This window comes from Pseudorhizobium tarimense (assembly GCF_022968135.1).
Classification (GTDB): Bacteria; Pseudomonadota; Alphaproteobacteria; order Rhizobiales; family Rhizobiaceae; genus Neorhizobium; species Neorhizobium tarimense.
This window is the reverse complement of record NZ_JALJRA010000007.1, coordinates 192523-213723: the sequence shown is the minus strand read 5'-3', so window position 1 is coordinate 213723 and position 21201 is coordinate 192523. Positions and strand designations below refer to the sequence as shown.

Genomic DNA, 21201 nt, shown 5'->3' with positions numbered 1-21201 from the left:
ATCAACCATTCAGCTTTTCGCGCAGCGCGATCATCGTCAGCGCCGCACGCGCGGCAAAGCCGCCCTTGTCCTTTTCGGTGCGACGCACACGCGCCCAGGCCTGCGGCTCGTTTTCCACCGTCATGATGCCGTTGCCGATCGCAAGCGATTCCGAGACGGCAAGGTCCATCAGGGCGCGCGAGGATTCGTTTGCAACGATGTCGAAGTGGTAAGTCTCGCCGCGGATCACCATGCCAAGCGCGACGAAACCGTCATAGTCGGCGCCGCCATTTTCCGACGCATCGAGCGCCATGGCAATCGCAGGCGGAATTTCGAGTGCACCCGGCACCGTCACCACGTCCCATGTCGCGCCCGCCTCCGTCAGCGCGGCCGTTGCCCCGTCGAGGAGCGCATCGGCCATGTCATCGTAAAAGCGTGCCTCGACGATCAGGAGATGGGGCTTGGACGTGTCGGACATCAAGAATTCCTTCGGGCAAAGGGGCTGCGTCGGCATTGAATGCGGGATGGCGCGGGACAAACCACGCTGCTGCGGGGAAGGCAAGCACTTTTCCCGCATGGCTGTTTCCCGGACCGCGCTGCGCTTCTCCGTGATATCACCGACCGGTGCTTCTTGCGCTCAGTCATCCAATTGGAAGGACGAACCACTAACGGCGCAGGATCTTCTCCATCGGCTTGCCCTTGGCCAATTCGTCGACCAGTTTGTCCAGATAGCGGATTTCGCGCATCGTCGGTTCTTCAATATCCTCCACGCGAACGCCGCAGACGACGCCCTTGACCAGGCTGCGCGCCGGGTTCATCGCCGGCGCCCTGGCGAAGAAATCCTCAAACGACGTCCCCGCCTCCAGTTCCGCCTTGAGGCTCTCGCGATCATGGCCGGTCAACCAGCAGATGATCTGATCTACCTCGCTCCCGGTTCGCCCCTTCCGCTCCGCCTTCGCGACGTAAAGGGGATAGACGCTTGCGACGCTGACGCCGTAGATCCTGTGTCCGCTCATCCTGCTCCCGAATACGATCATAGTCTTGATCGTCAGATCTCTCGCCGGCGACGGATACGCCGCAGCTGGCAGAGACCATTTTGCACAGGGTCAGGCAGATTGAAACGGGGCAGATTGGTCGCCTGCCTTGATGGTGAGTGTGCAATCTTTGCCCCAAGCGCCGCAAGGCTCTGCTTTTCACCCTGGCAGTGCACGACGCTCTGACATGACTGCGCGGTAATTGGAAAACAGGATGATGCCGCCGCCAAGGAAGACCACGGGTCAATGGCCTCTCCATGGGCGTAGTAGCCCACCACGGCAGCCATGGGCACGCGCATGAAATCGATAGGAATGACGGCCGATGCGCCGAGGCGCTTCAGCGTCTGTGCCTGACAGTAATGAGCGGCGAGCGCACCGATACCGGCGGACAGCATCCAGGGGACATCGGTGAAGCTGACGGGACGCCAGTCGGTGAGCGAGACGAGGAAGCCGAGTGGCAGCTGGATGAGGATCATCCAGACGACGATTGCGCCTGGCGAGACCTCCCGTGTCAGCTGCTTCACGAGGATCAGCGCAAGGCCGTAGCCGGCAGCGGCGATCAGCACCAGGCCGGCGGCGGGGTCGACCATGCCGACCGGGACGGACGATCACCAGCACTCCGACAAAGCCACCGATGGTGGCGAGGATGCGCGGCGTCGTCAGCTTTTCCTTGAGGAACAGGAAGGCGAGCAAGGCCACCCAGACCGGCATGGTGAATTCCAGCGCAAAGACCGAAGCAAGTGGAAGAATTGTCGGTTGTAGGGCCAATGCTGCTGTCGCATGTGGTGATAGACAACGTCATCTCCGAGCGAATAAAGCATATCGACGAGCGGTTCCAATGAGGGGTGGCGGTTCGGATTAAGGGACGCGGCACGAAACGCCCCTGACCTTCGAGTGCTAGGGCCGGGCGGAAGCTATCGCCCAGCCCCTGCCGGATCATCCAGCGCCGGGTTGTAAAACAGCGACAGCGCCAGGCTTCTGGCGATGCGGTTGGCGGTGGTCATGAACCAGGTTTTTGCCGCAGGGCTCGGCGCAACGGCGTCGAGTGTTTCGGCAAAGAGCGCCAACCATTGCGGGAAGAGGTCGGGCGTCATGTTGGCGACGCCAAGATGCGCCTGGACGGGCTTGCCGCCATAGGCACCGGTGCGGAAGGCGACGGAGGACCAGAAGGCGACCATCTTTTCCATGTGCGCATCCCAGCGGCCGGCAAGGCGGGTCTCGAAGACGGGTCCGAGTTCGGGGTGTGCGCGAACGCGGCCGTAGAAGGTTTCCACCAGCCTTGCGATGAAGGCCTCATCGATGCCGATCGCCTTCATCTCGGCTGCGGCTCGCGCGCGGATCTCGGTGGAATGGGCGGCGCGGGCGGTGAGATCGGGATGCATGTGCACGTCCTGTCGGTTGTGCCTTAGATAAGAGATCGCAACCCGATTGCGAAGGGCAGAGGCTGCACTTGCGACGAGGCGCCCCGGCTGGGGCTCGACTGGCCGCATTCTGACGGCGGAGTAGCGTTACGCTAACGACTACTTCCGGTAGTGGAACCGGCACTGAACGATTTCCAGCCGCTGATCAAGGCCCGGACCGGCGATCTTATAGACGAAGCGGTGAGCGCCCGAGATGCGCCTCGACCAGAAGCCAGCAAGGTCCCCTTTCAACGGCTCGGGCTTACCAAGGCCGGAAAAGGGAGAACGCTTGGCATCGCGTATAAGTTCGTTGACCCTCTCGACCATTCGAATGTCGGTCCGCTGCCAGAACAGGTAGTCGTCCCAGGCATGATTCGTCCAGACGAGCTTCATTCAGAGCGTCGGATCCCGCTCCATCACCTGACCTTGCGGTATTTGATCAATGCTCTCCCGCAGACGATCCGCGTTGGCAGGCGTCGAGAGGAGATGAAGCGTCTCCTGCATACTTTCAAATTCATTTTCAGCGATGACCACGACCGACTCCTTCCCCTGTCGAGTCACCAGGAGTGGTGCACGAGATTCGAGAACAGCATCGAAATGGGTGGCGAAGTTCTGCCGGAACTCCGTGAAGCGGACGGTGGGCATGGCGATCTATCCTCGGATCAATGTACAGAAATATGTACAGCACCCTCCCGCGTGTCAAGGCACTTGTCCCTTCACCGGAAACTCCGCCAGACGCGCGGCGTAGCGGGCCATGGTGTCAACCTCGAGGTTTACAAAATCGCCGGGCTTGCGGTCGCCCCAGGTGGTGACAGCGAGTGTGTGGCGGATCAAAAGGATGTCAAAATCGGCGCCGTCGACGGCATTGACGGTGAGAGAGGTGCCGTCAAGCGCAACCGAGCCCTTGGGCGCGACGAAGCGGGCGAGGCTTTCGGGCGCGCGCAAGCGGATTCGCACCGCCTCGCCTTCCGGCTCGACAGATAGGATTTCCGCTTTGCCGTCCACATGGCCGGAGACAATGTGTCCGCCGAGCTCGTCGCCGATCTTAAGAGCGCGCTCCAGATTGATGCGGGTGCCTTCGCGCCATGCGGCGATGGTGGTGAGGCGCAGCGCCTCTTCCCACGCCTCGACCTCAAACCACCTGGCATTCGAGGTTTCGTCGGAAAGGGCCGTCACAGTCAGGCAAACGCCGGAATGTGCGATGGAGGCGCCGATATCGATGGTGGCCGGGTCGTAGCTGGTGGCAACCCTGAGCCGCACGCCCTCGTCCATCGGCGTGACGGCGGAAACGATGCCAATATCGGTGACGATGCCGGTGAACATCAGAAGGACCTTTCATATTCGGTGAGCCGGTCGGGGCCGAACGCCGCTTCGCGCAGGAGGCGAAAACCTGCCGGAATATCGGCACGGGTGAGCGGCGATGCAATGCCGTCTGCACCCACCGTCACGGCGCCCTCGAAGAGAAGGATGCGATGGACGAGGCCGGATGCCAGGAAGCTTGTCGCCACCGCCGCGCCGCCTTCGACCAGAAGCGAGGAGACGCCGCGGGCGGCGAGCGCATTGAGGAGCATATCAAGCGATTCGGTTACCATGACCTCTACGCCGGCATCCGTTAGGGCCGCGCGGCGGGCGGGGCGGCCACTGCCATCTGCCGCGCTGCCGAGCGAGGTAAGCAGCACCGGCACCTCGCGGGCGGTGCGGACGAGCTTCGACGTCGGCGGCAGCTCCAGGCGTCGGTCGAGGACGATGCGAAGCGGCGAGCGGGCTTGCAGCCCCGGCGTGCGGCAGGTGAGTTCTGGATCGTCGGCCAGCGCCGTGCCGATGCCAATTAGGATAGCGTCAGTTTCGGCACGCAGGACATGCACCTGCGCGCGGGCGGCGGGGCCGGTGATGGAGACCTGACCATCGCCTCTCCTGCCGATCATGCCGTCGGCGGAAACGGCAAGCTTCAGGATCACTTGCGGGCGACCCCTCGTCTGGCGCATGAGATAGGCGGAGAGCACCCGGCGACCCTCCTCCTCCATAACGCCGCTTTCCACGGCAACGCCGGCCTCGCGAAGGTTCGCAAGGCCGCGACCGGAGACGCGCGGGTCTGGGTCGGTCAGGGAAACAACCACGCGGGCAATGCCGGCTTTCACGATCGCATCGGCGCAAGGGGGCGTCTTGCCGTGGTGGGAACAGGGTTCCAGCGTGACGTAAAGGGTCGCTCCCCTCGCCCTCTCGCCGGCTTCAGTGAGGGCCTGGGTCTCGGCATGCGGGCGACCGCCAGGGGCGGTGACGGCGCGACCGACGATCGCGCCATCTCTTACCACGAGGGCTGCGACCGATGGATTGGTGGCGGTAAGACCGGTATGCCAGCGCGACAGCCGCATGGCGGCTGCCATGTAGCGCAGGTCTTCGTGGCTGACGGCCACGGCTACGGCTCAAGCCCGGTGTCGCGGGCGATTTTTGCGTTGATTTCCTCGATGACCTTCTCAAAGTCTTCGGCATGGGAGAAGTCCCGATAAACCGAGGCGTAGCGGACAAAGGCGACGTCATCGAGCGTCTTTAAGGACTCAAGCACCTGCAGGCCGATCGCTTCCGAGGAAATCTCGGCCTCGCCGGAGCTTTCCAACCGGCGCACGATGCCGGAGACGGCGCGCTCGATGCGGTCGTTGTCGACTGGGCGCTTACGCAGCGCGATCTGAAAGGAACGCACCAGCTTATTGCGGTCGAAAGGTACCTTTCGACCGGTCTTCTTGGTAACCATCAGCTCGCGCAGCTGCACCCGCTCGAAGGTCGTGAAGCGGCCACCGCATTCGGGGCAGATGCGCCGCCGGCGGATGGAGGTGTTGTCCTCCGCCGGGCGCGAATCCTTAACCTGCGTGTCTTCCGAACTGCAATAAGGGCAGCGCATGCCTCGTCCTTACAGATACGGGTACATCGGGAAACGGTCGGTAAGCTTGACGACCTTGTCACGCACGGCGGCTTCCACGGCGGCATTGCCTTCGTCGGAATTGGCGGCCTTCAGGCCGTCGAGAACCTCGACGATCAGGTTGCCGATCTCGGTGAACTCGTCTTCCTTGAAGCCGCGCGTGGTGCCGGCCGGGGTGCCGAGACGGATGCCGGAAGTGACGAAGGGCTTTTCCGGATCGAAGGGAATGCCGTTCTTGTTGCAGGTGACATAGGCGCGGCCGAGAGCTGCTTCCGCGCGCTTGCCGGTCGCGTTCTTCTTGCGCAGGTCGACCAGCATCAAGTGGTTGTCGGTGCCGCCGGAAACGATGTCGACCCCCCCCTTGACCAGGGTGTCGGAAAGCGTCTTGGCGTTCTTGACGATCTGGGCCGCGTAATCCTTAAACTCCGGCTTCAGCGCCTCGCCGAAGGCGACCGCCTTGGCGGCAATGACATGCATCAGCGGGCCGCCCTGCAGACCAGGGAAGACGGCGGAGTTGAACTTCTTCGCCAGATCCTCGTCGTTTGTCAGGATCATGCCGCCGCGCGGGCCGCGGAGCGACTTGTGCGTCGTGGTGGTGGCGACATGGCAATGCGGGAACGGCGACGGATGGACGCCACCGGCGACGAGGCCGGCGATATGCGCCATGTCGACCATCAGGTACGCGCCGACGGAGTCGGCGATCTCGCGGAAGCGCTTCCAGTCCCAGATGCGCGAATAGGCGGTGCCGCCAGCAATGATCAGCTTCGGCTTGTGCTCTTCGGCCTTGCGGGCAACTTCATCCATGTCGAGCTGGTGGTCGTCCTCGCGCACACCGTAGGAGACGACGTTGAACCACTTTCCGGACATGTTGACTGGCGAACCATGGGTCAGGTGGCCACCCGAGTTCAGGTCGAGGCCCATGAAGGTGTCGCCCGGCTGCAGGAGCGCGAGGAACACCGCCTGGTTCATCTGCGAGCCCGAATTCGGCTGAACGTTTGCGAAGTTGACACCGAAGAGCTTCTTGGCGCGTTCGATCGCGAGTTCTTCGGCGATGTCCACGAACTGGCAGCCGCCGTAATAGCGCTTGCCCGGATAGCCTTCGGCATACTTGTTCGTCATGATCGAGCCCTGGGCTTCGAGCACAGCGCGCGAGACGATGTTTTCAGAGGCAATCAGCTCGATCTCGTGGCGCTGGCGGCCGAGTTCCTTCTCGATCGCGCCGAAGATTTCCGGATCGGATTCGGCAAGCGGGCGGGAGAAGAAGGCGTCGGTATTCGACATTGGCGGGGCTCCTCAGGAGATCAGGATGCATATGCCCCGCGTCTTAGCGGGTGGTCCCGTTTTCGGCAATACGGCGAGCGACATTTGCAGGCCGCTGACCGGCCGCCGCAGACGAAAAAGCCGCAGCAGGACGCCGCGGCTTCTGAGAGGGTCGGAGAGCGATCGCGGATTACTGCGGCAGGAAGTCCTGCTCGCTGATCGGGCCAGCGGACTGTTCAATGCCGGTCGTTGTCTGCAGCGCCAGCTCGGTGGCGCCGTCCAGCTGGTAGATGTCGTCACGGAACTGCACAATCCCATCCTCGGCCGACCAGGCGCTGATGTAGACGATATAGACCGGCACTTCCTCGGCAAGCTTGATCGGCGTGGAAACACGGCTGGCGATCACCCGCTCCATGTTCTGGCGATCCCAACCGGGGGTCTCCTTCAAGAGCCAGCTGGTCAAATCACGTACGTTCTGCACGCGCACGCAGCCGGAGGATTCAAAGCGCATCAGCTTGTTGAACAGGCCCTGCTGGGGCGTGTCGTGCATGTACTCGTTGTGGGGGTTGTGGAAGTTGATCTTCGTCGAGGACATCGCGTTGATCTTGCCCGGGTCCTGACGGAACATCAGGTTAGGCGCCTTTTCCGCATTCCAGTCCACCGTCTCCGGCGCCACCTCGTTGCCGTTGCCGTCGAACAGGCGGATGTTGTTGCGCGACAGATAGGTCGGGTCCTTGCGCATCAGCGGCACGATGTCCTTCTCGACGATCGAGCGCGGCGCGGTCCAGTAAGGGTTGAGGATGACCTCGTAGATCTTTGAGTTGATGGCATGGGTCGGCCGGTCGATCTTGCCGACGATTGCAGTGTTGCGCAGCGCGATGCGGCCGTTCTCAACGGCTTCGATGTAGGCGGCCGGGATGTTGACCATCACATAGCGACGGCCAAGATCGCCCGACATCGACTGCAGGCGAACAAGATTGGTTTCCAACTGCTGCAGGCGCGTCTGGGCCGAAACGTTCATTGCCTTGATGCTGAACTCGCCCAATACGCCATCCGCCGGCAGGCCGTGACGTGCCTGGAAACGCTTGACGGCGCCGTCCACGTAGGAATCGAAGGAGGCGGACATGCCGGCAGACTGAGGTAGATCGCCGGAGATCATCAGTCGCTGGCGCAGCTGCTGGACGGAAGGATCGACCACGCCGATCCGCAGCGTCTGCGCCGGATTGACCTGCGGCCAGCCGCCGTTTGCGACGATCATCTGGTAGTTGATCATCGCCTGCTGAATGTTGATGGGTGCATGCGGGCCAAGCACCGGATTGTTGGTGGCGACGGATGCCACCGTGCGGGAGCTGCCCTTGGCATCGAACTGGTCATCCCAGGCACCGCGACGCGGTGCAGCAATCAGGCTCTCGATCGCCGACTGAGCAAGAGCGGGCGTTGCAAGCGCAGCAGCGCCGACGGAAGCGGCCGAGCGCAAGAGCATGCGGCGAGAGAGATTTTCCGATCCGATTTTCTTCGACATCATTCTACCCATCTGTTCCCGTGCAGCATTCTCGATGCTTAGCGAGATGTGGTTAACAAAGGCGCACCTGCGCACTGCCGGCGACGGATTTCGAATTCGGTCCCGAATCCAATGCCGCATCCCAGCAACCATGGCTGGCGATCCCACGGCAATATGGCCAATTCGTGTCTCGGAACGGCGGCAGAGACCTGCAGGGCGTTGACATCGTCGAGAGCAGGACGTGAAGGGCCGGATGTGCCTTTTCGGCAACGCGAAAACCGGACGCGCAGGGACGCATCCGGTTTTGGTAGCGACTGGAGATGTGGCTGCCTGCTGGCCTCTCGTGGATTAGAGACGGTAGGCGATCGAGTCGTTCCAGAAGCGGTCGAGGCGCTGGAGGAGCTTGTTCATCTGGGCGAACTCGCCCTCGCCAATGCCGCCGACCTTTTCGATCGAGCCGATATGGCGCTCGTAGAGCTTTGCGACGGTTTCGGCGATCTCCTGGCCTTCTTCCGTCAGGCTAATGCGGACCGAGCGGCGGTCGATGCGGGAGCGCTGATGGTTGATGAAGCCCAGATCTACCAGCTTCTTGACGTTATAGGAGACGTTCGAGCCGAGGTAGTAACCGCGCGAGCGCAGTTCGCCGGCGGAGAGTTCGGAATTGCCGATGTTAAAGAGCAGCAGCGCCTGGACGGCATTGATGTCGTCACGACCCCGACGGTCGAACTCGTCCTTGATGACGTCGAGAAGGCGGCGATGGAGACGCTCGACCAGGTGGAGAGACTCCATGTAGAGTGAGCGGATGGTTTCTTCACGCGGGTCTGCTGTGACCGCTGCCTGCGGCTTCAGTTTCGTGTTCATGATGTCTGCCTCACTGTTTTGCTTGGCGGTTTTTGTTTTCTTCCCGCCTTGTGAGTGAGACTATCGAATGCCCATAAAATTCGACTTAAAACATATGTTTAACAGGTGCTTACCTGCATTTTTGCAATTGCGGCCGATCCGAGGCCGGCCGGCAAGCCGGGTTTTTCCGCCAAGCAAAATCAAACACTTACGGAAAAAATTCATTCAAATCGCGGCCGCCAAAGCTTTCCCGTTACGGTAAATCAACGGTTACCTGATCGGCCCTACGACGCTCCTCAAGCCACAAAGCCAGTCGGAAAAGCCCATAAAGCAGTGCCACGAGGCCGTGAAAAACGAGGATGACGCTGTTGGTGCCGAAGACACCCGACCATAGCGCATACATGAGAAACTGGATGGCGACGGCAATCACCCAGAGCACCGGTCCCCAGGAAACGGCAAGCCAAAGGCCGAGCGAGGCGACGGGGAAAAGTACGGCAAGCGAGGGTGCAGCCACCTGCCACGGCACCGACAGGAGATCGAAGCGTCCCCTACCTTCCAGCGAGTAGCCGACCAGCATGCCCCAGTATTGCAGCCCGAACCACAGGCAGGCGACAGCCACCAGCCGCAGGAAGAGGACGAAGAGGATCTGGGTCAGGGTGCGCTTTGGCAACGTCGGTGAATCGGGCTCCATTGCGCCATGATAGCCAGTGCGCTCACATGGGGCTAGGCCGGACGCGGCGAAGTGACCATTCGCAATCACCGGCTGAAATGCTATGCAGCGCCAATCTTAAAGGACAGGAAGCGAGGGACCCCATGAGCGACAAGACTCATCTCGTCGACGAGATCACCGGCCATCGCCGCATGCGGCGCAACCGCAAGGCCGACTGGACCAGACGCATGGTGCAGGAAAACCGGCTGACGGCGGACGACCTGATCTGGCCGATCTTCCTCGTCCCCGGCTCCGGCATCGTTGACCCGATTGCGGCCATGCCGGGCGTCAACCGGATGAGCGTCGACAAGGCAGTCGAGGCCGTGCGCGAGGCGGCCGATCTCGGCATCCCCGCGATTGCCCCCTTCCCGGACGTTGAGATGGAGAAGCGCGACGAGACCGGCTCCGAAATCCTCGCGCGCGACAACCTGATCAACCAGTTTACCCGTGCGGCAAAGAAGGCCGTGCCAGAGATCGGGCTGATCACCGACGTGGCGCTCGACCCCTTCACCAGTCATGGCCATGACGGCATCCTGCGCAGTGGTACGATCGTCAATGATGAGACTGTAGACCAGGTGGTCAGGGCAGCCGTGATGCAGGCGGATGCTGGCGCCGATATCATTGCGCCTTCCGAAATGATGGACGGCCGGGTGGGCGCCATACGACGCGGACTGGATGCCGCGGGGCACCAGGACGTCGGTATCATGTCCTATGCGACGAAGTTTTCTTCCGGCTTCTACGGCCCCTATCGGGAAGCGATCAACACCGGCAGTTTGCTGAAGGGCAACAAGAACAGCTACTATATCAACCCTGCCAACGGCACAGAAGCGCTGCGCGACGCGGAACTCGATGTCGAGGAAGGCGCGGACATGCTGATGGTGAAGCCGGGGATTGCCTATCTCGACATCTGCTGGCGCATCAAGGAAGCCTTCGGCCTGCCGACCTTCGCCTATCAGGTGTCGGGCGAATACACGCAGATCAAGGCGGCGGCGATGAACGGCTGGATCGATGGCGATCGGATCATGATGGAGACGCTGCTCTGCTTCAAGCGCGCCGGTTGCGACGGGATCCTCAGCTATTTTGCGGTGGAGGTGGCCCGGAAGCTGGCGAGGAGCTAGCTGAACACGCGCTTGCACCAAGTGACGCGACCTCCCATATCTGAGCGGACCAACTGGAGACGGCTGACATGGCGATCGATCCAAACCCGACCTATTCCGCACCCGACGACTGGCGGGCCTATAGCGGCGTGCTTTCGCGGCGGGCGTTCGCCTTTGTGATCGATTACGCGATCGTGCTGCTGTTGTGTATCCCCGCTGCGGTGGTCGTTTTCTTCCTCGGGATCATCACGCTGGGGCTGGGCTTCTTTCTCTACCCGGCGCTCTTCGTTATTGTGGCGCTACTTTATTTCGGCATGACACTCGGCGGCGCAAACCAGGCGACGCCTGGCATGCGGGCCTTGGGGATCACGATGGTGCGGCTCGACGGGCGGCGGATGGATTTCCTGACGGCCATGGTTCACACGGTCTTGTTTTGGATCATCAACTCGTTCCTGACGCCGCTGATCCTGCTGATCGGCCTGTTTACCGAACGCTCGCGCCTGGTGCATGACATGCTGCTCGGCACGGTCGTGGTGCGCGCCGACTAGCCGGCTGCAAAAGCACTAAGTACAGGCCGGTGATCCGTCATCCGGCCTGTTGACCTTTTGCCAATCTGCGCCATGGTATGGCTGTTATGGCATCAGCACGAAGCCAAGACGGGACCTGTCGCGCCGCGATGAACACACAGACGAACCCCTCCCCGCAGTTCTACCTGACGGCCCCGGCAACGTGCCCCTATCTGCCTGGCCAATTGGAGCGAAAGGTCTTCACGCATCTCGTCGGTCCGCGGGCGGCAGAGATGAACGATCTGCTCACCCAGGGTGGCTTCCGTCGATCTCAAAATATCGCCTACCGTCCGGCCTGCGAGACCTGCCGCGCCTGCATCTCGGTGCGCATCCTCGCCGACGCGTTCGAACCGACGCGCTCGATGCGCCGCGTGCTTGCCACCAACGGCGACATCGTCTCGACGATCCATCCGGCGCAGCCCTCGACGGAGCAATTCTCGCTCTTCCGGCGCTATCTTGATGACCGCCATCAGCAGGGCGGCATGTCGGACATGTCGGCGCTGGACTATGCGATTATGGTGGAGGACAGCCACGTCAATACCCGCATTATCGAATACCGGCGACGGGAGCCTGGCGACGGGATCGGCGATAAGCCGAAGGGCGAACTGCTGGCGGTGGCGCTGACCGACATGATGAGCGACGGGCTCTCCATGGTCTATTCCTTCTTTGAGACGGAACTGACGAAGCGTTCGCTCGGCACCTTCATGATCCTCGATCATATCAGCCGCACCCGTGCGCTTGGCCTACCGCATGTCTATCTAGGCTATTGGGTGAAGGGATCGGCGAAGATGGGCTACAAGACGCGCTTCCAGCCCCAGGAGCACCTGACCGCGCGCGGCTGGGAACGCTTCGATCCGGCGGCAGAAAGCTAGAGCCGGTCCTCGACATGAATGATCACAAGAAGGGCCTCGTGCTCACCGCGATCGGCGGGCTTGCGCTTTCCTTCGACGTGCCGCTGGTGAAGCTTGGCCAGGGCGAGCTCTGGTCGGTCATCGCACTGCGCAGCATCTTCACGCTTGTGGCGGCGCTACTGCTTTGGGCAGTACTGAGGGCAGTTAGGAAGCGGCCGCCGGTGCTGGTCCCTGGCCGTGCCGGTGTGCTTGCCGGCTTCTGCTACGGGCTTTCCACCATGACCTTCCTTGGCGCCGTGTTCAATACGGCAACGGCCAATGTCGTCTTCATCGCCGCGTTCACGCCGATGTTTGCGGCCTTGCTGGGGTGGCTGGTGCTGAAGGAAGTGCCGTCCGTCTCGACGGTCGTGACCATGGCAGTCATGGTGGCAGGGGTCGCGCTGATCATTTCCGGTGGGCTGGAGGTGGGCGGACTTCTTGGCGACCTTCTGGCGGCGCTGACTTCGGCGCTGCTTGCCGGCGCCATCACCATTGCCCGCAAGACGCGGCGCGACATGGGCTTCGTTCCCCTGGTGGCGACGATCCTGCCGGCCGTGATCGGCCTCGCCCTTGTCGCAAACGACGGCTTCCACGTCGCCGCTCCCGGCTGGATCATCTTCGACGGCGCGGTGATGATCCCCCTCGCCTTCTGGTGCCTTGCCACCGGCCCACGCTATCTCAGCGGCCCGGAAGTCGGCATGTTCTACCTACTCGAGACGATTCTTGCGCCGATCTGGGTCTGGATGATCTTCACGGAGGTGCCGACGACGCAGACGCTTGTCGGTGGGGTAACCCTCCTGCTGGCGCTGGTGGCGCATTCGGTATGGCAGATGCGGCGAAGGTCGCCGTTGCTCGCCAAGGCTTGATTGCCTGCCGAGCGGCCTCGTGTTATAACGCCGTTATAACACGAGGATAAAATCATGAATGCCACTATTCGTAAGATCGGCAACTCCGAGGGCATCATCATCCCGAAGAATGTGCTCGACCGCCTGGGCCTGAAGGCGGGAGACACACTCGAAATCCGAGAGGAGGGCGGCAGCATCTCACTTGTGCCCGAGCAAGCCGACCTCACCGAGCAACTAAAGGCTGCCCGCATGGGCATGCAGAAATACAAGGTTGCCCTGCGAGAGCTGGCCAAGTGACGACTTTCAAATGGCTGTCACGGCCAGCAATCGAGATCATCCACCGCGAGCAGTTGGCAGAGCACGGTGGTCTGCCCGGCGTCCGCGATGAAAATGCGCTTGAGGCGGCATTGGCACGCCCGCTTCACAAGAACAGCGGCGAAGACGATCTCTTTCGCTTGGCCGCAGCCTACCTCTATGGCTCTGCGCGCAATCATGCCTTTGCAGACGGCAGCAAACGCACCGCCTACCTCGCCGCCTTCACATTCCTGCTCATCAACGGCTACCTGATCGAAGCAACGCAGGCGGAAGTAGTTGCTTTTGTCCTCGCCGTCGCTGCAGGCGAGATCGACGAGGAAGGTGCGACGCGCTTTCTGCGCGACCACACCATCCCCTATCCCTGATCACCCCGCAAATTTGCCGCTGCGGGGGAAGCCCTTGGGTACCAGGCGGCCGGCGGAGGCGCGGTCGCCGAGCCACTCCACCAATTCGTCATTGGTCTTGGTGAACAGGCGGCCGGCGCTGTCTTCCCAGGTGAGACCCTGGTCGATCGCAAAGCACTTCACGTCTGAAATGCCGCCATCCTTGTAGCGCTGCAGGCGGACACCCTTGCCGCGGGTCATCTCCGGCAGTTGGACGAGCGGGAAGACGAGCAGCTTGCGGTTTTGGCCGACCACCGCAACGTGATCGCCTGAGACCGGCACCACGAGCTTTGCCTCGTCCGGCATACCAACATTCATGATCTGCTTGCCCTTGCGGGTGTTAGCGACCATCTCGCTTTCGGCCACCACGAAGCCGTTGCCGGCGGTTGAGGCGAGGATCAGCTTGCGCGACGGGTCGTGCACGAAGGCGGTCAGGATGTCCTGGTCATTTTCCATGTCGACCATGATGCGGACCGGCTCGCCATGGCCGCGGCCGCCCGGCAGCTTGTCGGCGCCGAGCGTATAGACCTTGCCGCCGGTGGTGACGAGCAGCAGCTTGTCTGTCGTCTGCGCCGGGAAGGCGAGCTTTAGCGCGTCGCCTTCCTTGAAGGTGAGCGAGGCGGTGTCCGCGATATGGCCCTTCAGCGCACGGATCCAGCCCTTCTGCGAGATAACGACGGTGACCGGCTCCTTCTCGATCATCGCCTGCTGGATCGCCTCGACGTCGGCTTCCGGCGCTTCGGCGAACTGAGTGCGGCGGCGGCCGAGTTCGGTTGCCTTGGCGAACTTCTTCTTGACGTCCTGGATCTCGACTTCAACCACCCGCCATAGCTTGTCATCGGAGGCGAGCAGCGCTTCGATGTCCGCTTTCTCCTGGGTAAGCTCGTCGAACTCCTTGCGGATCTCGAACTCCTCCAGCTTACGCAGGTTGCGCAGGCGCATGTTGAGGATGGCTTCCGCCTGAATGTCGGTCAGATCCCATTTGGCGACCATTACCGGCTTCGGCTCGTCCTCCTCACGAATGATGCGGATTACCTCGTCGAGGTTGAGGTAGGCGATCAGCAGACCGCCGAGGATTTCCAGCCGCCGCTCGATCGCCGCCAGACGAAACTTCGAGCGCCGGATCAGGACGGTCTTGCGGTGGTCAAGCCACTCCAGCAGGATCTCGTTGATCGCCATGACCTTGGGCACCTTGCCCATGGACAGGACGTTCATGTTGAGCGGGAAGCGGTTTTCCAGATCCGTCAGGCGGAAAAGCGATTCCATCAAGAGCGTCGCGTCGACCGTGCGGCTCTTCGGCACGAGCACGATGCGGACATCCTCGGCGGATTCGTCACGGACGTCTTCCAGGAGCGGCAGCTTGCGGGCGATCAAGAGCTCGGCGATCTTTTCGATCAGCCGCGACTTCTGCACCTGGTAGGGAATTTCGGTGACGACGATCTGGTAGCCGCCGCGGCCGAGATCTTCCGTCTCCCACTTTGCCCGCACGCGAAAGCCACCACGGCCGGTCTTGTAGGACTCGATGATGGATTCGCGGCTGTCGATGATGATGCCGCCGGTCGGCATGTCCGGACCAGGCACGAATTCGACAAGTTTCTCGACGGTCGCGTCCGGATGCTTGATCAGATGAAGTGCCGCATCGCAAAGCTCATGGGCGTTGTGCGGCGGGATCGAGGTTGCCATACCGACCGCAATGCCGGAGGCGCCATTGGCAAGCAGGTTCGGGAAGGCCGCCGGCAGGACGACCGGTTCTTCGTCTTCCTCGTTGTAGGTTGGACGGAAGTCGACGGCGTCCTGCTCGATCCCTTCGAGCAGAAGCGCTGCGACGTCGGTCATGCGCGCTTCGGTGTAGCGGTAGGCGGCAGCGCTATCGCCATCAATATTGCCGAAATTGCCCTGGCCGTCGACGATCGGGTAGCGCTGCGAGAAATCCTGCGCGAGGCGCACCAGCGCATCATAGACCGACTGGTCGCCGTGCGGGTGGAACTTACCGATGACATCGCCAACGATACGCGCGCATTTCTTGAAGGCGGAGTTCGGCCGGATGCCCATCTCGCTCATCGCATGCACGATGCGGCGATGGACGGGCTTTAGCCCGTCGCGGACGTCAGGAAGCGCGCGGTGCATGATGGTCGACAGCGCATAGGCAAGATAGCGCTCTTCGAGCGCCGCCTTCAGATCGACCGGAAGGATGTGGTCGCCGCCTTCGCCGTCGGACGGCGGTGTCAGATTTTGTCCCATGGATCTTGACTAGCGGAAAGCCTGAATTCCGGCAAGATTCGCAGGCCAAGTGCCTGTGGATGAAAGGTCGCAGGGCCCCCGTTCATAAAGCGCCTGTCCCCTCCCTGGCATCCAACTAGGTGGTGGACGTTTGTCCGCCGCCTCCTATAACTGGCAGGAACGAAACAATGGCCGGAAGGCCGAGATGGAGGATGACGATGTCCCACGCAGCGAAGATGCGGATTCTGATGGCCGGAACTGGGCTGCTGCTGATGGCGGGGCCGGCCTTCTCGCTCGATGGCGGCGATCTTCTGGCCAAGATCAATGCCGCGATGGGAATGGCCGGCAGTCCGGTCAATGCCCAGTCTGTAGACGTCAGCGGCACAACCGTTACACTCAAGGGCGCGACCTATAAGCCAGTGGCGGAGCAGGAAGCCACGCCGCTTGGCGACGTGACGCTGGAAGGCGTGCAGGAAGAGAGCGACGGCGGCTACTTCATCGAGACCGTGAACTTCCCCGACATCAACGCGACGGAGGACAAGACGACGGTCTCCGTCTCCGACATCACCATGAGCAATGTCAGCATTCCGGCGGATGTCACAGGCGACACGCTGGACTCTGTGCTTGTCTACGAAGAGGCTTCGGCAGGCCCGACGACCGTCTCCGTCGATGGCAAGACCGTTTTTTCCCTCGCCTCATCGCGCTCGACGACAGATGTGGCCGAGGACAACTCCTCAGTCGGGTTTGAAGTCGAGGTGGAGGGGATCAAGGCGGATCTTTCCGCCATCGAGGATGCCAAATCGCGCGATGCCGTACAGGCGCTTGGCCTTACCTCGCTTGACGGCAGCATGAGAATTTCCGGCAACTGGCAGGCCGGACAGGGTGTCGTGGACATCGAAGATTATACGCTCGCTTTCACTGATGTCGGCACTCTTTCCATGGCCTTCAGCTTCTCCGGCTACACGATGGATTTCGTGCATGCCGTCAACGAACTTGGCGAGGCGCAGGCTCAGCAGGGCGATCAGAAGAGCAAGGACGCCGCCGGGCTTGCGATGCTGGGCCTGATGCAGCGGCTGACCTTCAACAATGCCGAGATCCGCTTCGAGGACGCCGGCATCACCAACCGGGCGCTCGACTACGCGGGCAAGGAACAAGGCGTTTCCGGCGAGACAATGGCGCAGATGCTGAAGGGCATGACGCCGCTCGTCCTGGCGCAATACAACGTGCCGAAGCTGCAGACGATGGTGAGCGAGGCGGTCAACGCCTATCTCGACAATCCCGGCAGCTTTACCATCAGCGCTCAGCCTGCCGATCCGGTCCCCTTCCCGATGATCATGGGGGCGGCGATGGGCGCTCCCAACACGCTGCCGGACGTGCTGGGCGTGACGGTCGAGGCGAACCAGGCCGAGTAACCGGCGGCGAGGGCCAGACCACATCTCAGGCGTCAGCCGCCGGAGATCTTCCAGAAACATTGGCGGCAGCGTCCGCACGAAGGAGCATGCCGCAATGGCAAAGGAGCCTAAACTGGAACATTCCGATTTCTCGGGCGAGTTCGAAGACGACGGCATCACCGTGCTTGTCGACATCCACCGGCCGGCCGGCAGCGAGGACGGTTGGACGCTCGAGGTGATTTCCCAGGAGGACGACGTGACGACTTGGGAGGATACGTTCGAAACGGACAAGGATGCCTGGGAGGAGTTCCTCGCGACCACGGAGCGCGACGGAATACGGTCGTTTTTCGGCGAGGAGGACGAGGAATCGGTGCATTAGGGAATGCGGCTAGATGAGGTGCAACCAGAGCAGCCCATGGGAGGCGAGCCAGGAGACCCACATGTTCACTCACATCATGATTGGCAGCAACGACCTGGAGAAGGCGAGAGCCTTCTATGGTGCGATGTTCAAGGCGCTTGGAGGCACGCCCGGCGAGACGGATGCCAGAGGCAGGCTGATCTATATTCACGAGGGCGGGCGCCTGATGATCACCAAGCCGATCGACGGTAACCCAGCGACCGCGGCCAATGGCGGGACTATCGGCATTGCCGCCGCAAGCCCCGACCACGTTCGCGCCTGGCATGACGCCGGCGTCGCGTATGGCGGCACTTCGATCGAAACCCCGCCGTCGGAACGCCCAAACGGTGCCTTTGTCGCCTATCTTCGCGATCCGGACGGAAACAAGTTGACCGTGCGGTCTCAGCCGACGAGGTGACCAAGAAGCGGGTGACGCTCCCACTTATGCGGATGGCCGTTTCCGGCCTTGAGCTTTGAATAACCACTCGGCGAGCGCCATTACCTCATGAGCAACGAGACGCTTGGCTTCTATAATCGGAATGCCGCTGCCTATGCTGCCAATGAGGGGGCTGGCAACCCTCGACTGTTCTCCTTTCTTAGGCACTGCCCGCCGGGCGGCAAGGTGCTGGAGCTCGGGACCGGCGCCGGCGTCGATGCAGCGGCGATGATCCAGGCGGCCTTTGATCTCGATGCGACCGATGGTTCATCCGCGCTCGCGGCAATAGCCTCTGAAAGGCTGGGCCGAACGGTGAGAACAATGCTATTCGACCAACTCGACGCCAAAGAAGCCTATGACGGTGTCTACGCCTGCGCTTCGCTAACACATGTTCCCAGATCTGATCTGCCTCGTGTCATCCAGAGGGTTCATCGTGCACTACGTCACTGTGGCGTTGCATGGGCGAACTTCAAAGCCGGGGCTTGCGAAGGCACCGATGCACTCGGCCGCCACTATAGCTACCTCTCCGAACAGAGATTGCTCGACCTGTGGAGCGAGGCCGCGCCGTGGGCGAGCATCGAGACCGAGGCTTGGCTTGGAGGCGCCTATGACGGGAAGGAAACCCGTTGGTTGGCGGTGACCGCGATTCGTTGACCCTGCGGGTGCAAAACTGCGGGCTGTTTGGCCGGCCAGGAGCCGCAGACGCGGGCGCATCGCCTTGCATTAGGACGAATTATCAATATGCTTGCCGCATGATTGACCGTTCGTCCACCTCGCCACCGCATATGCCGCTGGATTCGCTCAGTGAGATCCTGCAGGATTTTCGTTTGAGCGGGGTTAAATATGACCGGTGCGACCTTCGCCACCCCTGGGGCGTGACTTATGCGGACGAAAAGCTGCTCCGGTTTCACTTCGTCAGCCAGGGAGCGTGCTGGATCCATACAGAAGCGCAAGGCTGGGAGGAACTGCACGAGGGGGATCTTGTGCTGTTGCCGCAGGGGATTGCCCATCGGATGGCAAGCGCACCCGATGTGATGGACAGAACGCTCAAGAGCTGCCGGGTCACCGATCTGGGGAGCAATGTCTGCGACGTGGTGCAGGCTGGCGAGGGCGAAACCAGCACGCTGCTCTGCGGCACCATGGTGCTCGGCGCGTCCGCCCTGAACCCCCTGATCGACCTGATGCCGCCCATCATCAAGGGATGCGATGTTGCTAGCAGCGACCCGCTGATCGCCCCCCTGCTCGCTGCCATGACGGCGGAGGCTGCACAGCCGCAGATGGGGGGCGCAACCGTTCTCTCGCGTATGGCCGATCTTTTGATTGCCCGGCTCATCCGCTGCTGGGCCAATTGTAGCGGTGCGTCGACCACCGGCTGGCTTGCCGCCATCCGCGACCCTCATATCGGCCGCGCACTGGTTGCCATGCATCGCCACCCCGGCCGCAACTGGACGCTGGAAACCCTTGCAGGCATTGCCGGCCAGTCCCGGTCGATCTTTGCCGAGCGCTTCAGCACCATTTTGGGCGAAGGTGCGGCGCGCTATCTTGCCCGCCTGCGCATGCAGCTTGCCCGCGACCTGCTGGCGCAGAACGGGCTTTCGGTGGCCGAGGTCGCCTCCCGCCTCGGATACGAGTCCGAAGCATCATTTTCACGTGCATTCAAGCGCATCACGCAAGTGTCGCCCGGCATACTGCGCCGCACAAAATCCGGACGAATAGGCAAGAACATCGGACTATAGGATGCTGATAGTCCGTCCCGGTTGAACTATGAATGCTTCAAACCCTGGAGGCATTCAGATGACCGATACCACCACCTCAGAACTTGAAGAAGCAGCGCTAGACTTCGATGCCGCGCCACCGGCCGCCTGGAGCATGACCACCTGGCTTGCGGTTATTTCGATGGCGGCGACTAGTTTTGCCCTGGTATCCGCCGAGTTCCTGCCGGCCGGCCTGTTGACGCCATTGGCCCGCGATCTCGGCGTCAGCGAGGGAACGGCCGGACAGGTCGTCACCGCCACCGCATCGGTCGGCGCCGTCACGGCCCTGCTAAGCAACGTCCTGATCGGCCGGTTGAACCGCAAGACGGTCCTCGTCTCCTTGAGCGCGCTGGCGATAGCCTCGAACGTGCTTGCGGCCTTTGCCACCGAGTTTTGGCTGCTGCTGCTCGGGCGGGCCGGCCTCGGCATCGCGCTCAGCGCCTTTTGGGCGCTGTCGGTTGCCGTGGTGGCGAGACTGGTGGGCGCCAGTGCGACAGGCCGAGGCATGGCGATTGTAACGCTCGGTGTTTCGCTCGCCACCATCGCCGCACCCTCGATGGGCGCGCTGATCAGCGACTGGTTGGGTTGGCGCAGCGCCATGGCGGCGACCGCGGGCCTTGCCGCTCTTGCTATGCTGCTGCAGGCGCTCTTCCTGCCGACCTTGCGCGCAACGACAAGCAACAGCCTTGGCGGCGTCTGGCAGCTGGTGCGAAGGCGCCGTGTACAGCTGGGAATGCTTGCGATCCTGATGCTGATGACGGGACATTTTGCCGGCTCGGTCTATGTGCGTCCGTTCCTCGAACAGGTCACGCATCTGTCGACCGGTTTGATCGCCCTGACGCTCCTCGGCTTTGGCATCGCGGCAGTGGTCGGCAATGTCGCTGGCGGACGTATGGCGGATGCCAATATCCGGGTGGCACTTGGAGTGACGGCTGCACTGATGGCGATTTCAGCACTCGCCCTGGTTCTCTGGGGTGCACAGGTCGTCATCGCCTTCGGCTTTGCCACGCTTTGGGGCTTTGCCTTCGGAATGGCGCCGGTCGTGCTTCCAACTAATCTGTCGCGGGGGGCTCCCGACGCGCTGGAAACGGCAGGCAGCCTGATGGTCGTGTCGTTCCAGGTGGCGATTACGATCGGCGCCGTGATCGGCGGGTATGTCGTGGATACGCTCGGGCCGACGGGGCCGCTCAGCCTGACCGTCCTGCTTGCCCTCTCCACACTGTTACTTGCGGTGTTGCAGCCGCGCGATTGATATGTTTGGGGCAGCCGG

General features: G+C 62.1%; 26 protein-coding genes and 1 pseudogene. 12 read left to right on the top strand and 15 right to left on the bottom strand.

Annotated elements, in window-relative coordinates:
* Position 1: 1 nt before the first annotated feature.
* The 14 genes and pseudogenes from ribH to MUU54_RS10460 all read right to left on the bottom strand — a co-directional run bounded on the left by ribH (position 2) and on the right by MUU54_RS10460 (position 9619).
* A complete protein-coding gene (ribH, locus tag MUU54_RS10525; protein ID WP_247243970.1) occupies positions 2 to 457 on the bottom strand; it encodes a 6,7-dimethyl-8-ribityllumazine synthase in 456 nt (151 codons plus the stop codon).
* A 187-nt stretch (positions 458 to 644) separates the two neighbouring features.
* Positions 645 to 995: a DUF2200 domain-containing protein gene (locus MUU54_RS10520; RefSeq protein WP_247243969.1), complete on the bottom strand. Its 351-nt coding sequence runs from the start codon at positions 993 to 995 to the stop codon at positions 645 to 647.
* Positions 996 to 1027: 32 nt separating this feature from the next.
* Complete coding sequence (locus tag MUU54_RS10515) at positions 1028 to 1603, bottom strand: DMT family transporter (protein ID WP_247243968.1); 576 nt, start codon at positions 1601 to 1603, stop codon at positions 1028 to 1030.
* 25 nt (positions 1604 to 1628) lie between these two features.
* Positions 1629 to 1781 (bottom strand): annotated as a pseudogene (locus MUU54_RS24580) (EamA family transporter); the annotation flags it as partial.
* Between the two features lie 146 nt (positions 1782 to 1927).
* Positions 1928 to 2395, bottom strand: a complete 468-nt coding sequence (locus MUU54_RS10505; RefSeq protein WP_247243967.1) for a group III truncated hemoglobin — start codon at positions 2393 to 2395, stop codon at positions 1928 to 1930.
* A 138-nt stretch (positions 2396 to 2533) separates the two neighbouring features.
* Entirely contained in the window at positions 2534 to 2806 is a 273-nt protein-coding gene (locus MUU54_RS10500) for a Txe/YoeB family addiction module toxin (protein WP_247243966.1), read from the bottom strand.
* Entirely contained in the window at positions 2807 to 3058 is a 252-nt protein-coding gene (locus MUU54_RS10495; RefSeq protein WP_247243965.1) for a type II toxin-antitoxin system Phd/YefM family antitoxin, read from the bottom strand.
* Positions 3059 to 3112: 54 nt separating this feature from the next.
* A complete protein-coding gene (locus MUU54_RS10490) occupies positions 3113 to 3736 on the bottom strand; it encodes a riboflavin synthase (RefSeq protein ID WP_247243964.1) in 624 nt (207 codons plus the stop codon).
* Entirely contained in the window at positions 3736 to 4827 is a 1092-nt protein-coding gene (ribD, locus tag MUU54_RS10485; RefSeq protein ID WP_247243963.1) for a bifunctional diaminohydroxyphosphoribosylaminopyrimidine deaminase/5-amino-6-(5-phosphoribosylamino)uracil reductase RibD, read from the bottom strand. Before ribD ends, MUU54_RS10490 begins: the two co-directional genes overlap by 1 nt.
* Before the next feature lie 2 nt (positions 4828 to 4829).
* Complete coding sequence (nrdR, locus tag MUU54_RS10480; protein ID WP_247243962.1) at positions 4830 to 5309, bottom strand: transcriptional regulator NrdR; 480 nt, start codon at positions 5307 to 5309, stop codon at positions 4830 to 4832.
* A 9-nt stretch (positions 5310 to 5318) separates the two neighbouring features.
* Positions 5319 to 6608: a serine hydroxymethyltransferase gene (gene glyA / locus MUU54_RS10475; protein ID WP_247243961.1), complete on the bottom strand. Its 1290-nt coding sequence runs from the start codon at positions 6606 to 6608 to the stop codon at positions 5319 to 5321.
* 169 nt (positions 6609 to 6777) lie between these two features.
* Entirely contained in the window at positions 6778 to 8109 is a 1332-nt protein-coding gene (locus tag MUU54_RS10470) for a L,D-transpeptidase family protein (protein WP_247244019.1), read from the bottom strand.
* Between the two features lie 327 nt (positions 8110 to 8436).
* Positions 8437 to 8949, bottom strand: a complete 513-nt coding sequence (gene ldtR, locus MUU54_RS10465; RefSeq protein WP_247243960.1) for a transcriptional regulator LdtR — start codon at positions 8947 to 8949, stop codon at positions 8437 to 8439.
* Between the two features lie 232 nt (positions 8950 to 9181).
* Entirely contained in the window at positions 9182 to 9619 is a 438-nt protein-coding gene (locus MUU54_RS10460; protein WP_247243959.1) for a DUF6163 family protein, read from the bottom strand.
* A 122-nt stretch (positions 9620 to 9741) separates the two neighbouring features.
* Here MUU54_RS10460 and hemB point away from each other — a divergent pair, with 122 nt between their 5' ends.
* The 6 genes from hemB (at position 9742) to MUU54_RS10430 (ending at position 13715) form a co-directional block, all read left to right on the top strand.
* Positions 9742 to 10755: a porphobilinogen synthase gene (hemB, locus tag MUU54_RS10455; protein ID WP_247243958.1), complete on the top strand. Its 1014-nt coding sequence runs from the start codon at positions 9742 to 9744 to the stop codon at positions 10753 to 10755.
* Positions 10756 to 10823: 68 nt separating this feature from the next.
* On the top strand, positions 10824 to 11282 hold the full coding sequence (locus tag MUU54_RS10450; RefSeq protein WP_247243957.1) for an RDD family protein: 459 nt from the start codon (positions 10824 to 10826) through the stop codon (positions 11280 to 11282).
* Between the two features lie 128 nt (positions 11283 to 11410).
* Entirely contained in the window at positions 11411 to 12172 is a 762-nt protein-coding gene (locus tag MUU54_RS10445; protein ID WP_247243956.1) for an arginyltransferase, read from the top strand.
* 14 nt (positions 12173 to 12186) lie between these two features.
* Complete coding sequence (locus MUU54_RS10440; RefSeq protein WP_247243955.1) at positions 12187 to 13056, top strand: DMT family transporter; 870 nt, start codon at positions 12187 to 12189, stop codon at positions 13054 to 13056.
* Positions 13057 to 13110: 54 nt separating this feature from the next.
* On the top strand, positions 13111 to 13332 hold the full coding sequence (locus MUU54_RS10435) for an AbrB/MazE/SpoVT family DNA-binding domain-containing protein (RefSeq protein WP_247243954.1): 222 nt from the start codon (positions 13111 to 13113) through the stop codon (positions 13330 to 13332).
* Positions 13329 to 13715, top strand: coding sequence for a type II toxin-antitoxin system death-on-curing family toxin (locus MUU54_RS10430; RefSeq protein ID WP_247243953.1), 387 nt, complete (start codon positions 13329 to 13331; stop codon positions 13713 to 13715). Before MUU54_RS10435 ends, MUU54_RS10430 begins: the two co-directional genes overlap by 4 nt.
* Here MUU54_RS10430 and parC read toward each other — a convergent pair whose 3' ends face one another.
* Positions 13716 to 15974: a DNA topoisomerase IV subunit A gene (gene parC / locus MUU54_RS10425; RefSeq protein ID WP_247243952.1), complete on the bottom strand. Its 2259-nt coding sequence runs from the start codon at positions 15972 to 15974 to the stop codon at positions 13716 to 13718.
* A gap of 197 nt (positions 15975 to 16171) precedes the next feature.
* Between parC and MUU54_RS10420 the strand changes: the two genes are divergently transcribed.
* From MUU54_RS10420 to MUU54_RS10395, 6 genes are all read left to right on the top strand, one after another.
* Complete coding sequence (locus tag MUU54_RS10420; RefSeq protein ID WP_247243951.1) at positions 16172 to 17365, top strand: aq_1923 C-terminal domain; 1194 nt, start codon at positions 16172 to 16174, stop codon at positions 17363 to 17365.
* A 94-nt stretch (positions 17366 to 17459) separates the two neighbouring features.
* Positions 17460 to 17723 carry a hypothetical protein gene (locus MUU54_RS10415; RefSeq protein ID WP_247243950.1) on the top strand — a complete coding sequence of 88 codons (264 nt, stop codon included), beginning with the start codon at positions 17460 to 17462 and terminating at the stop codon, positions 17721 to 17723.
* 61 nt (positions 17724 to 17784) lie between these two features.
* The gene (locus tag MUU54_RS10410; protein WP_247243949.1) at positions 17785 to 18159 is read left to right on the top strand and encodes a VOC family protein; all 375 of its coding nucleotides are present in this window, start codon (positions 17785 to 17787) and stop codon (positions 18157 to 18159) included.
* A gap of 87 nt (positions 18160 to 18246) precedes the next feature.
* Complete coding sequence (locus MUU54_RS10405) at positions 18247 to 18831, top strand: class I SAM-dependent methyltransferase (RefSeq protein ID WP_247243948.1); 585 nt, start codon at positions 18247 to 18249, stop codon at positions 18829 to 18831.
* Between the two features lie 98 nt (positions 18832 to 18929).
* A complete protein-coding gene (locus MUU54_RS10400) occupies positions 18930 to 19913 on the top strand; it encodes an AraC family transcriptional regulator (protein ID WP_247243947.1) in 984 nt (327 codons plus the stop codon).
* Between the two features lie 58 nt (positions 19914 to 19971).
* Complete coding sequence (locus MUU54_RS10395; RefSeq protein WP_247243946.1) at positions 19972 to 21183, top strand: MFS transporter; 1212 nt, start codon at positions 19972 to 19974, stop codon at positions 21181 to 21183.
* Positions 21184 to 21201: the final 18 nt, after the last annotated feature.

Bases quoted from the DNA above. Each gene is read 5' to 3' on its own strand.
- ribH (WP_247243970.1), bottom strand. From the start codon at position 457: ATGTCCGACACGTCCAAGCCCCATCTCCTGATCGTCGAGGCACGCTTT.
- MUU54_RS10520 (WP_247243969.1), bottom strand. From the start codon at position 995: ATGAGCGGACACAGGATCTACGGCGTCAGCGTCGCAAGCGTCTATCCC.
- MUU54_RS10515 (WP_247243968.1), bottom strand. From the start codon at position 1,603: ATGGTCGACCCCGCCGCCGGCCTGGTGCTGATCGCCGCTGCCGGCTAC.
- MUU54_RS10505 (WP_247243967.1), bottom strand. From the start codon at position 2,395: ATGCATCCCGATCTCACCGCCCGCGCCGCCCATTCCACCGAGATCCGC.
- MUU54_RS10500 (WP_247243966.1), bottom strand. From the start codon at position 2,806: ATGAAGCTCGTCTGGACGAATCATGCCTGGGACGACTACCTGTTCTGG.
- MUU54_RS10495 (WP_247243965.1), bottom strand. From the start codon at position 3,058: ATGCCCACCGTCCGCTTCACGGAGTTCCGGCAGAACTTCGCCACCCAT.
- MUU54_RS10490 (WP_247243964.1), bottom strand. From the start codon at position 3,736: ATGTTCACCGGCATCGTCACCGATATTGGCATCGTTTCCGCCGTCACG.
- nrdR (WP_247243962.1), bottom strand. From the start codon at position 5,309: ATGCGCTGCCCTTATTGCAGTTCGGAAGACACGCAGGTTAAGGATTCG.
- glyA (WP_247243961.1), bottom strand. From the start codon at position 6,608: ATGTCGAATACCGACGCCTTCTTCTCCCGCCCGCTTGCCGAATCCGAT.
- MUU54_RS10470 (WP_247244019.1), bottom strand. From the start codon at position 8,109: ATGTCGAAGAAAATCGGATCGGAAAATCTCTCTCGCCGCATGCTCTTG.
- ldtR (WP_247243960.1), bottom strand. From the start codon at position 8,949: ATGAACACGAAACTGAAGCCGCAGGCAGCGGTCACAGCAGACCCGCGT.
- MUU54_RS10460 (WP_247243959.1), bottom strand. From the start codon at position 9,619: ATGGAGCCCGATTCACCGACGTTGCCAAAGCGCACCCTGACCCAGATC.
- hemB (WP_247243958.1), top strand. From the start codon at position 9,742: ATGAGCGACAAGACTCATCTCGTCGACGAGATCACCGGCCATCGCCGC.
- MUU54_RS10450 (WP_247243957.1), top strand. From the start codon at position 10,824: ATGGCGATCGATCCAAACCCGACCTATTCCGCACCCGACGACTGGCGG.
- MUU54_RS10445 (WP_247243956.1), top strand. From the start codon at position 11,411: ATGAACACACAGACGAACCCCTCCCCGCAGTTCTACCTGACGGCCCCG.
- MUU54_RS10440 (WP_247243955.1), top strand. From the start codon at position 12,187: ATGAATGATCACAAGAAGGGCCTCGTGCTCACCGCGATCGGCGGGCTT.
- MUU54_RS10435 (WP_247243954.1), top strand. From the start codon at position 13,111: ATGAATGCCACTATTCGTAAGATCGGCAACTCCGAGGGCATCATCATC.
- parC (WP_247243952.1), bottom strand. From the start codon at position 15,974: ATGGGACAAAATCTGACACCGCCGTCCGACGGCGAAGGCGGCGACCAC.
- MUU54_RS10420 (WP_247243951.1), top strand. From the start codon at position 16,172: ATGTCCCACGCAGCGAAGATGCGGATTCTGATGGCCGGAACTGGGCTG.
- MUU54_RS10415 (WP_247243950.1), top strand. From the start codon at position 17,460: ATGGCAAAGGAGCCTAAACTGGAACATTCCGATTTCTCGGGCGAGTTC.
- MUU54_RS10410 (WP_247243949.1), top strand. From the start codon at position 17,785: ATGTTCACTCACATCATGATTGGCAGCAACGACCTGGAGAAGGCGAGA.
- MUU54_RS10405 (WP_247243948.1), top strand. From the start codon at position 18,247: ATGAGCAACGAGACGCTTGGCTTCTATAATCGGAATGCCGCTGCCTAT.
- MUU54_RS10400 (WP_247243947.1), top strand. From the start codon at position 18,930: ATGATTGACCGTTCGTCCACCTCGCCACCGCATATGCCGCTGGATTCG.
- MUU54_RS10395 (WP_247243946.1), top strand. From the start codon at position 19,972: ATGACCGATACCACCACCTCAGAACTTGAAGAAGCAGCGCTAGACTTC.